The organism is Treponema zioleckii (genome assembly GCF_014737315.1).
Classification (GTDB): Bacteria; Spirochaetota; Spirochaetia; order Treponematales; family Treponemataceae; genus Treponema_D; species Treponema_D zioleckii.
Window position 1 is genome coordinate 1 of sequence record NZ_JPUF01000005.1, and the last position, 14,947, is coordinate 14,947.

Annotated in this window: 16 protein-coding genes; 7 read left to right on the forward strand and 9 right to left on the reverse strand. The window is 42.4% G+C overall.

Annotated elements, in window-relative coordinates:
• The 8 genes from JI65_RS02430 to JI65_RS02460 all read right to left on the reverse strand — a co-directional run.
• A partial coding sequence (locus tag JI65_RS02430; RefSeq protein ID WP_191013788.1) for an SH3 domain-containing protein occupies positions 1-772 on the reverse strand: 772 nt, incomplete at its 3' end.
• Positions 773-905: 133 nt separating this feature from the next.
• Positions 906-1,625 (reverse strand): hypothetical protein, encoded by a 720-nt coding sequence (locus JI65_RS02435; RefSeq protein ID WP_191013789.1) that lies wholly within the window; start codon positions 1,623-1,625, stop codon positions 906-908.
• A gap of 1 nt (position 1,626) precedes the next feature.
• Positions 1,627-2,184 (reverse strand): exodeoxyribonuclease III, encoded by a 558-nt coding sequence (locus JI65_RS02440; protein WP_340138424.1) that lies wholly within the window; start codon positions 2,182-2,184, stop codon positions 1,627-1,629.
• Positions 2,160-2,390, reverse strand: coding sequence for an endonuclease/exonuclease/phosphatase family protein (locus tag JI65_RS17270; protein WP_242457139.1), 231 nt, complete (start codon positions 2,388-2,390; stop codon positions 2,160-2,162). Before JI65_RS17270 ends, JI65_RS02440 begins: the two co-directional genes overlap by 25 nt.
• A 99-nt stretch (positions 2,391-2,489) precedes the next feature.
• On the reverse strand, positions 2,490-3,011 hold the full coding sequence (locus JI65_RS02445; RefSeq protein ID WP_191013790.1) for a hypothetical protein: 522 nt from the start codon (positions 3,009-3,011) through the stop codon (positions 2,490-2,492).
• 119 nt (positions 3,012-3,130) lie between these two features.
• Positions 3,131-3,850, reverse strand: coding sequence for an L-ribulose-5-phosphate 4-epimerase AraD (araD, locus tag JI65_RS02450; RefSeq protein ID WP_002704135.1), 720 nt, complete (start codon positions 3,848-3,850; stop codon positions 3,131-3,133).
• Positions 3,851-3,927: 77 nt separating this feature from the next.
• On the reverse strand, positions 3,928-5,448 hold the full coding sequence (gene araA / locus JI65_RS02455; RefSeq protein ID WP_191013791.1) for an L-arabinose isomerase: 1,521 nt from the start codon (positions 5,446-5,448) through the stop codon (positions 3,928-3,930).
• A 62-nt stretch (positions 5,449-5,510) separates the two neighbouring features.
• On the reverse strand, positions 5,511-7,106 hold the full coding sequence (locus JI65_RS02460; protein ID WP_191013792.1) for a xylulokinase: 1,596 nt from the start codon (positions 7,104-7,106) through the stop codon (positions 5,511-5,513).
• 243 nt (positions 7,107-7,349) lie between these two features.
• On the opposite strand from JI65_RS02460, the gene JI65_RS02465 reads away from it, so the two are divergent.
• From JI65_RS02465 to JI65_RS02495, 7 genes are all read left to right on the forward strand, one after another.
• Entirely contained in the window at positions 7,350-8,312 is a 963-nt protein-coding gene (locus tag JI65_RS02465; RefSeq protein ID WP_242457140.1) for an ABC transporter substrate-binding protein, read from the forward strand.
• Positions 8,313-9,755 carry a sensor histidine kinase gene (locus tag JI65_RS02470; protein ID WP_191013793.1) on the forward strand — a complete coding sequence of 481 codons (1,443 nt, stop codon included), beginning with the start codon at positions 8,313-8,315 and terminating at the stop codon, positions 9,753-9,755.
• The gene (locus tag JI65_RS02475) at positions 9,748-11,367 is read left to right on the forward strand and encodes a response regulator (protein WP_191013794.1); all 1,620 of its coding nucleotides are present in this window, start codon (positions 9,748-9,750) and stop codon (positions 11,365-11,367) included. Before JI65_RS02470 ends, JI65_RS02475 begins: the two co-directional genes overlap by 8 nt.
• A gap of 53 nt (positions 11,368-11,420) precedes the next feature.
• On the forward strand, positions 11,421-11,741 hold the full coding sequence (locus JI65_RS02480) for a hypothetical protein (RefSeq protein WP_191013795.1): 321 nt from the start codon (positions 11,421-11,423) through the stop codon (positions 11,739-11,741).
• Positions 11,742-11,754: 13 nt separating this feature from the next.
• The gene (locus JI65_RS02485; RefSeq protein ID WP_242457141.1) at positions 11,755-12,402 is read left to right on the forward strand and encodes a hypothetical protein; all 648 of its coding nucleotides are present in this window, start codon (positions 11,755-11,757) and stop codon (positions 12,400-12,402) included.
• 147 nt (positions 12,403-12,549) lie between these two features.
• A complete protein-coding gene (locus tag JI65_RS02490; protein ID WP_191013796.1) occupies positions 12,550-12,759 on the forward strand; it encodes a hypothetical protein in 210 nt (69 codons plus the stop codon).
• The gene (locus JI65_RS02495) at positions 12,756-13,157 is read left to right on the forward strand and encodes a GNAT family N-acetyltransferase (RefSeq protein ID WP_191013797.1); all 402 of its coding nucleotides are present in this window, start codon (positions 12,756-12,758) and stop codon (positions 13,155-13,157) included. Before JI65_RS02490 ends, JI65_RS02495 begins: the two co-directional genes overlap by 4 nt.
• A gap of 139 nt (positions 13,158-13,296) precedes the next feature.
• Here JI65_RS02495 and JI65_RS02500 read toward each other — a convergent pair whose 3' ends face one another.
• Positions 13,297-14,772 (reverse strand): glycoside hydrolase family 32 protein, encoded by a 1,476-nt coding sequence (locus JI65_RS02500; RefSeq protein WP_191013798.1) that lies wholly within the window; start codon positions 14,770-14,772, stop codon positions 13,297-13,299.
• Positions 14,773-14,947 lie beyond the last annotated feature (175 nt).

The following is a 14,947-nucleotide window of genomic DNA, read 5'->3' on the forward strand; positions in this document are numbered from 1 at the left end:
CATAGGAACTGTTTCTGCGCCATTGGTCATCATCGGTTTCGTAAAGTTCACGGCGGGTAAAAAGTTTTGGATAGTCGTCTGGAGTGTAATAAAAAAGGTCGAGCGCACTCGATTCTTTTGTCTCGACGTACACACTGTTTTTGATTTGCAGCGTGTAAATTTTGTTGTAAATCTCGCTGTATGGCGGTTCCTGTACCGTGTACGAGCGGATTTGCGTGTTTGAAATATTGCTGATTTTGATTCGCTTGCCGCTCAAAATCTGATAGTTGAACGTCCAAGTTTTTGACCCTTTTATTTTTGCCGTGCCGTTTTCATAAAAATTCACTGCCGCCCAGTCATCATACCACGCCACCATTTTCCATTCTTTTGACATAAGATAACGCTTTACAGCTGCGCTGTCCCAATTTGAGCTGTCAAATTCAGGCTGTTCTTTTACCAAATATCCACCAAATACCCAGCCGTATTCAGGCTCCTCGCTTTTCCACTCGTAACGCGGAATCAGAATTTCCACCCACGGAGCGGTGATTCCGTCAATCGTTTCTTCTTGCCCGATTGCCACGACTTTGACGGGAATCCTGTACGGCACGCTGCAAAGCCTGTTTGATTTGAGAGAAGGATAATCCCGTACTTTTAACCCAACGTCGGAATCTACGAACATAGTGTCAAGAACTTTGCCATTTTCGTAAAATCGGCTCTTGTCCGCAAAAAGGGGATTTACAAAAACTGACAAATTGATTAGCGAAGCGATAAATAGACAAATTAACTTTTTCATATTCTACCCTCATTTATTCTAGCAGAAATTGGAGCGTATTAGAAGAAATAAGAAAAGAACACGATGATTTTTTGACAAGATGATAGGAAAAATTGTGTGGAAAGACAGCTGACGATTTGTGGAGTGAGTGCAGCTATTTTCTTGCGTAAAAATCGGCGGCGATTTGGGCGTAATTCCAGTTTGAATTTTCATTGTCAAAACCGTTCGGGTATGAATTGTATTTCATTAATTTTTCGATTTGCGAACGAGTTTTATGAAAGCCAGCATTGTATGCGGTTGCGAGAATTTTGATTTTTGTTTCAACGGGGGCTTTTTCGAGCGAGAATTTTTTTGTGCAAATGTCGATGAACGCAAAAAGATAAGCAAATTCCGTTTTTCGTGTTCGTAGTCGCCTTATTCTTGCTGACCGTGCGCCGTAACTTTTTCTTTCGCCCTTAAAATCAATCATCGCATATTTTAGTTTCAGTTCCGAATTTTTGGAAATCTCAATTTCAATTGCTTCTGCAAAAATCGGCTTTATTTGGAAATGCCCAATAGAGCAGCCTTCGGCTTCCATGCCCGCGTTATAGGCAAGTTTGTTCGCAAGGGTTTCAAGTTCGTCTTCAAATTGCGAGTAGCGCATTAGTTCTGGAAAGACAATCGAAACTGCAAGCTTGATTTGAGAATCACTTTTTGAAAATTCAAAATCCTTCATTTGCGATTTTAGTTCGTCCGACAGTTTCTGGGCTTTTTCAAAGACTTTTGGATTTTCGGCAGCGTAGGAATAAAGTCCGTTCAAAGCCGTTTGCGAAAAACTCAAAAACAGAGTGCAGAACGACAAAATCACAAAAAAAGTTTTTTTTGCAAAATTCATTTTAAAATCCCAGGTCAAGTTCGACAGGGCAGTGGTCTGAGCCTAAAATGTCGGCATGAATTTTTGCGTCGGTTAATTTTGATTTTAAGTCGTCAGAAATCAAAAAATAGTCAATGCGCCAGCCTGCGTTTCGCTCTCTTGCATGGAATCTGTACGACCACCAGCTGTAAGCGTCTTTGAGTTCTGGGTTGAGCGTTCGGAATGTGTCAATAAATCCGCTTGCGAGTAGCTCCGTCATTTTTCCGCGTTCTTCGTCCGTAAAGCCTGCGTTTTTATGATTTGCGGCAGGATTCTTAATGTCAATTTCGTTGTGAGCCACGTTCAAATCACCGCAAACAACGACTCCCTTTTTTGCTTTTAAGCCGAGCAGATACTTTTTGAATTCATCTTCCCACGTCATTCTGTAATCGAGGCGTTTTAATTCGTTCTGGGAATTAGGCGTGTACACCGTAACCAAGAAAAAATCAGCGTATTCGAGTGTGATTACACGGCCTTCGGTGTCGTGCTCCTCGATTCCGATTCCGTAAGAAACGCTCAGTGGCTCGTGCTTCGTAAAAATCGCGGTTCCTGAGTAGCCTTTTTTTTGGGTCTATAATTCCAATACTGATGATAGCCCGGCAAGTCCATTTCTATTTGGCCCGCCTGCAATTTTGTTTCTTGCAAGCAGAAAAAGTCAGCGTTCAGCGAGTTAAAGGCTTCCATAAAATTTTTGCCCATTACGGCACGAAGCCCGTTTACGTTCCAAGAGATAAATTTGTATTCCATAAAAAAATTATAGCAGTTCGGGGAATTATTTAAAAGACTCCTAGCTTCATAAAAAAAGCCCTCCGTGTTTACAGAGGGCTAAAAAGTCGAAATGGACCATTATTTTTTTATTGTAAAAGTAATAGGCTGTAATAATTGGATATGAACCATCTCTTCTGTATCTGAATGGGGATTTTGCATATCTAAATCTTGCATTTCACCTTTCATATCGAGGATAAAATAATCTCCATCTTTGAAAGTAAATTTAAATAGTCTGTTGTCAATACCTTGTTTTTTTAGTTTTGCTACAGCACCCAAAAAAGCCCAATAAGCAGAAAATTTATTGTCTCCCATCAATTTTTTTATAGCTGATATTGGCATCCCTCTAAGACTTTGCCCTTCATAACAATCATTCCCATCTTTAAAAGTCATTCTTAATCCTGTTGTTTCTTCATAAGCACCAATAGGATTTGACATAATTTGAACTAAAGTCAAATTTGAACATTCATTTAACTTGTACTCACCAAAATCAAGAACGAAATTTGATTCAATTTCTTGCTTGGTTATTTTAGATGTTGTTTGGCAGCTTGAAATTAAGAAAATAGAAAGGATTGCTGTGAATACAAAAAATGTATTTTTCATTATTAACTCCGAATTTAAATTTTCTTTTATAAAAATACATTTTTTTCAATAATAAAATCAAGTGCGAAAAAAACGAGCCGGGCGGAATCTCAATTTGCCCAGCTCGCTATTATTGCAGACTATTTTTTCTGGCCGTAGTAAGCGTTCGGTCCGTGCTTTCGCTGGTAGTGCTTGTCGATGATGTACGGTGGCAATTGGGTTGCGGCAGGATTTACCTGCAGAGTGATTGTCGCCATTTTTGCAACTTCTTCAAGAACTGCGGCGTTGTACACGGCTTTGTCCGGTGTAGCTCCCCATGTGAATGGCCCGTGTCCTGCGACCAAGACCATCGTTGTTTCTGCCGGGTGCAAACCTTCGTCGGCAAAGTGCTTTACGATAAGGTTTCCGGTCTCAAGCTCGTAGTTTCTTGTGAGAGCGTCTTTTGTAATGTAAGGCGTGCAAGGAACTACCGACTGAATGTGGTCTGCGTGCGTCGTTCCAAAAAGCGGAATAGGACGTTGTGCCTGTGCCCAGCCCACGGCGTAAGTTGAATGCGTATGCACGATTCCGCCAATTTTTGCCCCGCCTTTCACAGCCCATTCTTTGTAAAGAACAAGGTGCGTGTTTGTATCGCTTGAAGGATTCAATTCTCCCTCAACAACCTTTCCGTCCAAATCGACAACAACCATGCTGTCAACTGTAAGTTCCGGGTAAGCGACTCCAGACGGCTTGATTGCAAAAACACCTGCGTCCGGGTCAAAAGCCGACACGTTCCCCCAGGTGTAAATCGCAAGTTTTTGAGCCGGAATCTGCATGTTCGCTTCGTAAGCCTGCTCTTTTATTGTCTGAAACATACTCATATTTTTTGTCCTTAGTTTTGTCATGCCGAAAGGATTTTACAAAAAAACTTGTTTCGGCATGACGTAACTCTACTATATTAGCGTTTTGCGTTCCAGTAAGCGGCATTCCAGCGGAGTTCGTTACGAATCTGAGGAATTGTAGTCTCTTTTCCGATTGCCACGCACTCAATTCCTACCATCTCAGCCCAGTCCTGAAGCTGCTCGCGTGTTATGATGTTTGAGAATGCTGTGTGGTGTCCGCCACCTGCCAAAATCCATGCTTCTGCAGAAGTTGCAAGGCTTGGGTATGGCTTCCAGAGCATACGTGCAACTGGGAGTTTTGGAAGTGGAGCTTCCGGTGGAATTACGTTGATTTCGTTCACTACGCAGCGGAATCGATTTCCCATGTCAACAACTGCCGCAACGAGACCTTCGCCTTCGAGTGTGTTGAATACGAAGCGTGCAGGTGGTTCTTTGTCGCCAATTCCAAGGTGATGAACTTCGATTTTTGGTTTTGAGACTGCAATTTCCGGGTCAACTTCGAGCATGTGGCTACCCATGTTGGCTTCCTTGCCTTTAACAAGGTTGTAAGTATAGTCTTCCATGAATGCGTTGCCTTTTTTGCCCGCAACAACCTGACCTGCCGTCATTGCCTTGAACGTTCGGACGAGAGCGGAAGTTTTCCAGTCGCCTTCCGCACCGAATCCGTAGCCGTCTGCAAGAAGTCTCTGAATTGCAAGACCTGGAAGCTGCTTCATTCCGTGCAAATCCTGGAAGTTGGTGCAGAGTGCTTTTCCGTCGTTGTCCTTGAGGAATTTTCTGAGGGCGATTTCGATTTTTGCCTGCTCTTTAATCTGACCGATAACAAAATCCTTGTCGAATCCGTTTCCACAGTCATATACGATTTCGTATTTTTGATTGTATTCGTCGAAGAGTGCGTCAATATCACCCTGGCTAACTTCGTTCATGTATGCTACGAGGTCGCCGATTCCGTAATACGGAACGCTCCATCCGAATTTAATCATTGCCTCAACTTTGTCGCCGTCAGTAACAGCAACTTCACGCATGTTGTCTCCGAAGCGGATTACGCGGAGCGTTTTTCCATCAGCAACGGCGCGGGCAACTCGCATCCAGTCAGCAATTCTTTTCTGAGTGCATTCATCTGCCCAGTGACCAACGATAACTTTTCGCGGCATGTCCATTCGGCTCGTGATGAATCCGAATTCGCGGTCTCCGTGCGCACTCTGGTTCAGGTTCATAAAGTCCATGTCCATCGTTGCGTAAGGAATTTCCACGTTGAACTGAGTGTTGAGCTGCAAGAGAGGTTTTTTGTAAGCGTTCAAGCCCGCAATCCACATTTTTGCAGGGCTGAATGTGTGGCACCAAACGATAACGCCGGCACATTTATCGCAGGCATTCGCTTCTTCAAGAGTTTTGTGGATTGAAGATGGCGTCAAAAGAGTCTCTTTCCAAACAAGTTTGCAAGGAAATCCTGCTTTGGCGTTAAGCTCATCAACGATTTTTTTTGAGTCGATGGCAACCTGTTTTAACGTCTCCTCTCCATACAATTCTTGGCTTCCTGTAAGAAACCAAAATTCAAACTCCTCTAATCCTATCATCTTTTTTTCCTCCTTTTTTGATGATTAGTTTTTTTATAATTTTTTCGACTTCGCTCACCGGCTTATTCAATCGATTCGATAGCAGCTTTTTCGATTGCCAAGCCTTTTGTGTAGCGTGCGAAGAATTTGTTGAATCCTTCAATGTCATCTTGTTTTGGCGAAACCGTCGTTTTCTTGCTTGTGGCAAATACTTTTTCGGCCAGCCATGCGTCAAGAGTCTTTCCGCCACCGTTCACGAGATAGCTTGCCAAAACAGCCATTCCCCACGGACCGCCTTCGCCAGCAGTTTCCAGTGCAGAAACAGGGGTGTGCAATGCAGCAGACATAACGGTAAGTCCAGTTTCCGCGGTCTTGAAGAATCCGCCGTGACCGGTAAGACTGTCGATTTTTACGTTTTCTTCGTCAAAAAGAATGTCCATGCCGGTTCTGAGCGCACCGAGAGCCGTAAAAAGCTGTGCGCGGATAAAGTTTGGCATTGTAAAGTTTGCGTGCTGCGTGCGGACAAAAAGCGGTCTGCCTTCCGTAAGACCTGTAATGCTTTCTCCAGAAAGATAATTGAACGGTAAAAGCCCGCCGCAGTCTTTGTCGCCTTCAAGAGCTGCTTTTAAGAGCGTTCCGTAGAGCGTGCCTTTGTCAACGTTGCAGCCAGTTGCCTTTAGAACCTCGTCAAAGAGATTTACCCAATGGTCAAACTCGCCCATGCAGTTGTTCGCGTGGGCCATCGCCACGAGCGCGCCGTCAGGCGTTGTGACCAAATCAATCAAGCCGTTGTAAGCTTTGCTCAAATCCTTTTCGAGAACGACCATCGCAAAAACCGAAGTTCCTGCCGAGACATTTCCCGTTCGTTTTGCGACGCTGTTTGTCGCAATCATCCCCGTTCCGGCATCGCCTTCTGGCGGAGCAAGTTTAGCTCCGGCTTCAAGCTCCCTTGTTGGGTCAAGGAGTTTTGCGCCGTCCGCGGTGAGCGTGCCTGCATCTTCGCCTGCAAGAAGAACTTTCGGCAGCAAATCTTCCAGTTTCCAAGCGAATTTTTTGTCAGCAACAAGATTGTCAAATTTTTCTATAAATTTTTTGTTGTAATTTTTTGTGGCAGTGTCAATCGGGAACATTCCGGAAGCATCTCCGATTCCCAAAACTTTTTGGCCTGTGAGCTTCCAATGAATGAATCCCGCGAGGGTTGTAAAGAAAGAAATGTCTTTTACGTGCGGCTCTTTGTTCAGAATTGCCTGATAAAGATGCGAAATGCTCCAGCGTTCCGGGATAGGGTAGCAGAAGAGCGAAGAAAGTTTTTCTGAAGCTTCGCCGGTAATCGTGTTGCGCCACGTTCTGAACGGAACAAGAAGCGTACCGTTCTTGTCAAAGGCAAGGTATCCGTGCATCATTGCCGAAATTCCAAGTGCCCTGATTTTTTTGAGGGCGACACCGAACTTTTTCTGAACGTCAGATTTCAAGTCGGAATACGCCGATTGCAGACCCGCAATAATCTCTTCCTGCGAGTAAGTCCAGATTCCGTCTACGAGGGAATTTTCCCAGGTGTGACTTCCTTGTGCGACTGGCGCGTTCGTTTCGTCAATCAGCACAGCCTTGATTCGTGTCGAGCCGAATTCGATTCCCACAATCGCATTGCCCGATTCAATGAGGTTTTTAATTTTCTCCATCTTTTTCCTTCTTTTTTTGTAACTTCTTCTATCTTAAATCGCATATTCAGAAATAGCAAAATATTTCTAAAAAGCATTGATTTTGGACAATAACGAAAAAATGAAAACTTGACTTTTGGAAAATTCAGCATAAAATAAAATCTATCCAAAAAGTTATGGCATATCTAAAAATGAATTTTAAAATAAAATTATCTCGTATCATTTTTATTTTTCTGATTCTTGTGGTGGCACTTTCCTCGGTTTTTGGGTTTCTTGCGTTCAAAAACAAAAATTACCGAGAAAAAAACTGAGCGGCTGATTCTGGGTTTTTCGCAAATTGGCTCAGAAAGTGCGTGGCGCACCCGAAACACGCAGTCGATTTTTGAGGCTGCCGAAGCGAACGACATTCAAATTATTTTTGACGATGCCCAGCAGAAGCAGGAAAATCAAATAAAAGCAATCCGCTCGTTCATTGTTTATCAGGTTGATATTATTGCGTTTGTGCCGATTGTTGAGGACGGTTGGGATGAAGTTTTAAAAGAAGCCCATGCAGCCGGCATCCCCGTAATTTTGGTGGACAGGCACATAACTGCCGACAAGTCGCTTTATGCGGGATTTTTGGGCGAAAATGCCCTCGAAGAAGGACGAAAGGCTTCTGATTTTTTGATGAAAATCTGTGCGGACAAAACAAAAACAATAAACATTCTTGAAATATCTGGAACTGAAAATTCTTCTATAGCAAAAGAGCGTGCACAAGGCTTTAGAGAAGGAATTTTAAGAAACGAGAATTTAAAAATCATTCATTCGGTGAACGGAGACTTTTTGCGCTCGCGCGGAAAAGAGATTGCCGAAAATTTAATTCAGAATGCTCGCGATTCTGGGAATTTTAAAAATGACGTGCTTTATTTTGACGGACAAAAAATTGACGTGATTTATTCCCATAATGATTCTATGACGCTTGGCGTTCTTGATTCCTTTGCGAACTACGGAATAAATCCTGCGGACACTATAATTATCAGCGTTGATGCGGAACAAAAATCGATTGACGCATTGGTGGAAGGAAAGCTTAACTGCGTTGTTGAGTGCAACCCGAACCTTGGCGAAATGTTAATGAAACTCGTAAAAGATGTGGCTAGCGGCAAAAAAATTCCAAAAGTGACTTATAACGAGGAACGTATTTTTACAAAGTTCGACGATTTTAGCCTTTATGAACCGCGAGGTTACTAATTGAAAAACAAGAGTCTCAAAAAAACGTTAAAAATCACATACATCGTTCTTCTTTCGATTACACTGATTCCTTCTATATATTCTATCGTCGTTTCGCAAATTTACGCCCGTCAGTACGACAAAATCATTTCGAATGTGAGCAATGCGAACAGAATCAACAGCATTGCAAAAAACAACCTTCCAGAAGAATTGTGGAACATAATCTGCGGAAAAAAAGAGATTATTGACGGCAAGCAATACGAAATGATGAACGAAATAACTTTTGGGCTGGAAGAAATTCTTAAAAGCACAAAAAATACCGAGAGCCGTGACAAAATCGCGGTAGCAACGCGGGCAAGCACCACGCTTTTACGGAGCACGCACAATCTTATTTCAAAAATGAGTTTTGGAAGCACCGTCAGCGATAACGAAAAGGCTTTGGACGAAATCCGAACGATTACGGCGCTTTTTTCTGACATCATGCAGGATTTTATCGTTACCGAAAGCGAATCGGCATACAAAACGAATCTTTTAATAAAAAATACGGCCGTCGTGCTTACGGTGATTCAGTTCGGAATCACTGTTTTGGCTTTGCTCATTTCGCTGAACAGTTTTCTTATGGTTTCCAGCGCAATTCAAAAACCAATAAGCGACATGGAAAAACTTTCCACGAAAGTTGCGAACGGAGACCTTACCGCCCGAATCGACATTCCGCACGTGGACGAGCTAAACACGCTGGCGGAAAACCTCAACACAATGACTGGGCAAATTGACGTTCTAATCAAAAAAAACATGGAAGAGCAAAAGAATTTTCAGAAAGCCGAGATGAAAGCATTACAGGCACAAATTACGCCGCACTTTTTGTACAACACTTTTGACACAATTGTCTGGCTTGCCGAAGAAGAAAAGACCGAAGAAGTTGTGCGCATCACAAAAGCCTTTTCGGACTTTTTGAGAATTTCTCTGAGCCGCGGGCACGAGTGGATTACGATAGGTCAGGAACTTGACCACATCAAAAATTACTTGACGATTCAAAAAATCCGCTATTCCGATATTTTGAATTATAAAATTGATGCAGATGAATCTCTGCTGAATCTAAAAATGATAAAACTCGTTTTACAACCGCTCGTCGAGAATGCGATTTATCACGGAATTAAAAATAAGCGCGGCCGCGGCGAGCTTTCGGTAAGTGTAAAATTTTCAGATGCGAGCAAAACGAAAATCCTTTTTGAAGTGAAAGACAACGGAGCCGGCTTTACCGATGAACGACTTTGCGAAGTGCGGCAAGAACTTTCGACCGGAGCGGAGGATTCCGAAAAACTCAGCTCAGTTTACGGTCTTTACAACGTGAACAAAAAATTAAAACTTTATTACGGCGTGCAAACTCAGGGACTTGTAATCGAATCCGAAGCAGGGAAGGGCAGCACCATTTCATTTGAAATTCCGGGGGCGAAGGATGTATAGCGTATTTGTTGTTGATGATGAACCGATTGTTCTCGAAGGAATCCGCTCCAAAATTGATTGGGAATCCAGCGGATTTGTTTTTGCAGGTGAGGCAATGGACGGAGAAATTGCGCTTTCCATGCTGCACGAGTTAAAACCCGATATTCTTATTACGGACATAAAAATGCCTTTTATGGACGGATTGCAACTTGCCGCCGCTGTAAAGCGAATTCAGCCGTGGATAAAAATCATAATTCTGTCAGGGCACGATGAATTTGACTACGCAAAAAAAGCTATTTCAATCGGAATTGAGGATTATCTTTTAAAGCCGTTCACGCCGGCTGAACTTTTAAAAAGTCTCAACAAAGCTGCCGGTCAAATTGACAAGGAACGAGAGCAGCTTTCAGATATCACAAAACTCAAAGAAGAACTAAAATCGAGCGAAACGCTCAAAAAGAAAGAATTTTTAAGTAATCTTGTTCACGGGGCCGAAAACATGGCCGATGTTATGCAAAAAAGTCAGGAACTGGGGCTGAATCTGATTTCTAGATTTTACAAAGTTCTCATAAGCCGCATAAAAAGCAAGACAAACAATATTCAGAATCAGGAAGAAGCTTGCTCGCTACTCAATTCATATTCTGCAAGTTGGGAGCAGGCGGTGTGTTTTTTTCATCATTCGAACCTACTCGTGTGCATTTTTAAGGGAAGTTCCCGCGATGAACTTGACGAGAGCGTTTTTCATGCGGCGGAAACAATCGCGCATATCGCCACAAAAAATGATGACTGCACAACACTCACCGCAATCGGAAAGCCTGTTGAACATCTTTCGGAGCTGAACAGTTCCTACGACGATGCCAAGCACATTATTGAAGCGGGCGGAAAAGAAGACAAGAACAGAATCATAAATTCCGAGGATTTGGAAGGCGGTCTGAATTCTGCTGACGAGGAAAACACAGGGCTTCTTGACCTAAAAGAAAACGACCCGCTTGTAGACAGACTTAAATACGCAGGCAAAAACGACATTTCGGCGATTATCGACGAGTCAATGGAGCTGATTCGGAACAATCCAGGTCAGTTCAACGTGTTTGCCTCTTATCTTCTTGTGGATTTGATTTTTGCGGTTTCAAAGTTAATCGAAAAACTTGGCGGCGACATAAAAAAATTGAAGCCTGAGATTTTGCAGAGAAAATTTGTAGACGATGCAGTTTTGGACGAGAAAGATTTTAGGCAAAAATTGGAGCAAGTTCTTTCGTTTGCCTTGGAATATCGTGACTCAAAAATGACCGGAAAATACGGCGACGTGATTTTAAAGGCAAAACGCTTTATTGAAGAGCATTATGCCGACCAAAACACGACTCTCACCACGGTTGCGGAAGTTGTAGCGTTAAGCCCGAATCATTTTAGCACGATTTTCTCTCAGGAATGCAAGACAACTTTTATTGAATACTTGACGAACGTGCGACTCGAAAACGCTAAACGCCTCATGCGCGAAACTGATATGAAAGGCTACGACATTGCCTACGAGTGCGGCTTTTCTGACCCGCATTATTTCAGTTACATCTTTAAGAAAAACACAGGACTTTCCCCGCGAGAGTACAAATTAAGCGTGGAGGAAGGAAAGGGAGCTGTGTAACAATCAAGGCAAACACAGTATAATTCCAAGACGTGGATAAATAAGATTTGAAGATGAAAAAGTATTTTATTATCGCGCTTTGTGTTTTGGTCGGCTTGGTGTCATTCGTTCCTCTTTTGAAGTTGTCTATTGTTATCGATTTCAATGCAACTGTGAAAGAAGGAGCAAAAATCGTGGAGGAAATCGAGCGGCAAAAGGAAGAGGCTGTCTTTTATCCAGAAGCCGATTGTAAGACCATAATAGGCAAAAAAGGTACTGAGTTTTATTATTGGAAAGTCTCGGAAGATGAGTTTATTGTGTGGACGCAAGGCTATTCTGTCGGTGAATCTATCGAGTACAATTCAAAGACAAAAGAATGGCAAAGACGCGGATAAATAGGAGTTGAAGATGAAAAAATATCTTTTTATTTTGGGGATTATGACGATGGGATTATTTTCTTGTCTGGCAAAAACAAAAGAGGAGAAATTTTGGACTTGGTTTTGCAAAAACTCAAAATCGATTTATAACTTTGAATCAAATCGGGAAGTGGTTTTCGATAAAATTCAAGCGCAACTGCACGCGGTAAATGAAAATTTGACTTTTGAAATCAGTTCGATAAAGGACGAAAAAAGGGATTTTGTGATAAGCGCGGACGGAATTATCAGTGCGTTTCCTGCTGTGGAAACTTTGTACAAGGCAAAGCCAGAACTTTCAGACTGGACTTTCATCAAGTTTCGTCCAAGGCGAAAAGTTGATAACTCGATAAAAATCGGGAACAAAGAACTTTTCCCCCGCGATGTTCGGTTTATGTTTGTAGATGATGAGGACACGAACAAGGTCGGAATCGTGCTTTTTTGCAATGGCTACAATGAGGACGAGGCTGATTTTTACACCCAAATCTCCTTTTTGTTCCTAGACGAAAGCCTTGGCGAGTTCGATACGGAAACGTACATTGGAAGTATTTTTCTGCAAGGCTTCGACAGTGAATATTTTGGGCAATCAAGGGAAATTGAAGTTCTCGCGGACGAGTTCGACAAGATAAAAAATGCGAATTGAGATAGAAAGTTTTTTCGGAGCTGTGATTCTTTATTCAGCAGATGATGTTGAATTGGAGAAAATCAAGTGAAGGCGAAAAACGTTGTTGCTACAATTGATACGGATATAAACAACTTCATTTATCACAAATAGGAAACAAGGGTGAAAATGGCGAGAAGCATTCATTGGACAATGAGAATTTTTAGGAATAAGTCTAGCCGCGAAATTGCGGAGATGTGTGATTCAGAAAATCTTGATTATGCTGTCGAGGAACTTATAAAAAAACGCCGCATAAAAAGGAGCGTGCACGAACAGCGTGCACTTGAAAAAATGGAAAACAGCTATTCGGCACCCGATAAAGAAGACATAAAAAGATGAACTTTAATCCTAACGAAAACGAAATCGCATATATAAATGGCGCACTTTCAAAGTTCAATGACGAAAAGGTGGGAGCTGATAATCACGAACTTTTGAACATCATTGAGTATGATGAAAATGGCAACGTTATTGCGGGACTGCTTGGCGGAACATATTGGGGTTGGATGCATATTGATATTCTCTTTGTATCGGAGGCTTTCAGAAAGCAAGGGCTTGGCTCTCGGCTTTTGGTAGCGGCAGAGAAAGAAGCGATAAAACGAGGCTGTCACTCTGTTCACGTGGACACGATGTCTTGGCAAGCGCCAGAGTTTTACAAGAAATACGGGTACAGAATTATCAGCGAACTAGAGGACATTCCAAAAGGTCACAAAAAGTTTCATCTTATCAAGGATTTATGAGGAAAAAATGAAAAAACTGCACTGAGCGAAGTCCGTTCAATGCCATGCTTAACATTGGCAGAAGGATTATCGGGACAAGCCCGATAATTTTTTCTTTGCAAAAAAAGAAGCTCAGAATTGAATCTGCCAGACAATTTTTCTAAAAAGTAAGATTGCTTTTTTCAATATCCATCTGAATCTTTCCGTCTGCCAAGAACGAAATACCGTCAGCCTCTAACGGTGTGTAAATCGCAACAGTCATCGTCTGTTCGCCGCCGTTTACAAAAACTTCCAAACTATTTTTGTCGAGTACAACTTCCAACGAAAGTTCCGACGATTTTTTTAGAATCTCACATTCCTGAATATGTCGGAGCGCACGCCGACTTCCAGAATGTCTTCGATCAATTGTAAGTGTGTTCTCTCGAACCCGATACACAAGTTCCGTGTAAAAATTATCATTCTCCGCGACACGCATTTTCCACGAATAGCTGTCGCTGTCCGTACAAAGATTTATGCCCAAGTGAAGAACTCTTCCTTTCACACCGTTAAGAGCAACCCGCTCATTTTCTACGATAACTTTTGAAAAACTTACGTCCGTTTTTTTTCGGGCAAAAAACTCTTTTGAAAGTTTTTGACACAATCGACCGTTTTGAATAAAAAGTTCACGGGGAACTGTCATTTGCCCTGCCCACGGCGAACCTTCTTCACGGATTCCGCACGAATCCCAGTTCTGCATCCAGCCAATCATAACGCGTCGTCCGTCTGGAGTAAGAACAGTTTGAGGTGCGTAAAAATCGATTCCGCCATCAATAGTTTGATTTGAAATTTCAGTGAATTTTCCAGTTTTTTCGTCAAAATCGCCAATAATGCAGACTGTTCCGTTTCCGCCGGAATACTCTTTCTGGCAAATCATATCTTGAGGGCTTGCCAAAAGAACAAACTTTCCGTCAAGAGGAAAAAAGTCAGGGCATTCCCACATTTTTCCAAGACGATTTTTATTTGCATCCAGTACTTTCCAATACGACCACTTAAAACCATCTTCGCTGGTGTAAAGAAGAATCTGTCCGCTTCCGTCACTCGGTCGGCTTGCAACGGCGCAGCAAAATTTTCCGTTAGAAAGCCGCCAGATTTTTGGATCACGGAAGTCAGCCGTACTAGCTCCTTCTGGAAGCATCGTAGAATCAATAACAGGATTTTGCTCATATTTTTGATAATCTTTTCCGTCGCCAAAAGCAACGCACTGCACCTGAATATCACGGATTTTTTTTGCTTCGTCTCTTACTTGGCGCACACCTGTATAAACTAAAAGTTGTCTCCCATCATCAAGCTCAATTGCGCTTCCAGAAAAACAACCGTTGCAGTCATACGGCATGTCTGGGGCAAGCGCCGCCGGTAAATATTCCCAACGGAGAAGGTCTGAACTTACCGCATGTCCCCAGTGCATGGAATCCCAGTGAATATGGTATGGATTATACTGATAGAATAAATGGTATTTTCCGCCATAATATGAGAATCCGTTCGGGTCGTTCATCCAGCCACAAAGTGGCGTCAGATGAAATGCAGGGCGTTCTTCCGCTGTAATGTGTCCCGAAGCCTCAGCCTCAAACTTTCGTGCTTTCTGCAACAAGTCGCTCATTTTTATCTCCATATTAATGGGATTTCTAATGATTTTAGGGAAGTTCAAAAACATCCAAATTTTAAGTTTTTAGAGCTGCCCTTTATTTTTAGAAATCCCTTTTACTTACTTTTAGGTCAAATGTTGAGTTTTCTGCCATGCGAAGTGAGCAAATTGCTTTTATGCTGTTCTGTAA

Coding starts and splice junctions, on each gene's coding strand:
- JI65_RS02435 (WP_191013789.1), bottom strand. CDS start 1,625: ATGAATTTTGCAAAAAAAACTTTTTTTGTGATTTTGTCGTTCTGCACT.
- JI65_RS17270 (WP_242457139.1), bottom strand. CDS start 2,390: ATGGAATACAAATTTATCTCTTGGAACGTAAACGGGCTTCGTGCCGTA.
- JI65_RS02445 (WP_191013790.1), bottom strand. CDS start 3,011: ATGAAAAATACATTTTTTGTATTCACAGCAATCCTTTCTATTTTCTTA.
- araD (WP_002704135.1), bottom strand. CDS start 3,850: ATGAGTATGTTTCAGACAATAAAAGAGCAGGCTTACGAAGCGAACATG.
- araA (WP_191013791.1), bottom strand. CDS start 5,448: ATGATAGGATTAGAGGAGTTTGAATTTTGGTTTCTTACAGGAAGCCAA.
- JI65_RS02460 (WP_191013792.1), bottom strand. CDS start 7,106: ATGGAGAAAATTAAAAACCTCATTGAATCGGGCAATGCGATTGTGGGA.
- JI65_RS02475 (WP_191013794.1), top strand. CDS start 9,748: ATGTATAGCGTATTTGTTGTTGATGATGAACCGATTGTTCTCGAAGGA.
- JI65_RS02480 (WP_191013795.1), top strand. CDS start 11,421: ATGAAAAAGTATTTTATTATCGCGCTTTGTGTTTTGGTCGGCTTGGTG.
- JI65_RS02485 (WP_242457141.1), top strand. CDS start 11,755: ATGAAAAAATATCTTTTTATTTTGGGGATTATGACGATGGGATTATTT.
- JI65_RS02490 (WP_191013796.1), top strand. CDS start 12,550: ATGGCGAGAAGCATTCATTGGACAATGAGAATTTTTAGGAATAAGTCT.
- JI65_RS02495 (WP_191013797.1), top strand. CDS start 12,756: ATGAACTTTAATCCTAACGAAAACGAAATCGCATATATAAATGGCGCA.
- JI65_RS02500 (WP_191013798.1), bottom strand. CDS start 14,772: ATGAGCGACTTGTTGCAGAAAGCACGAAAGTTTGAGGCTGAGGCTTCG.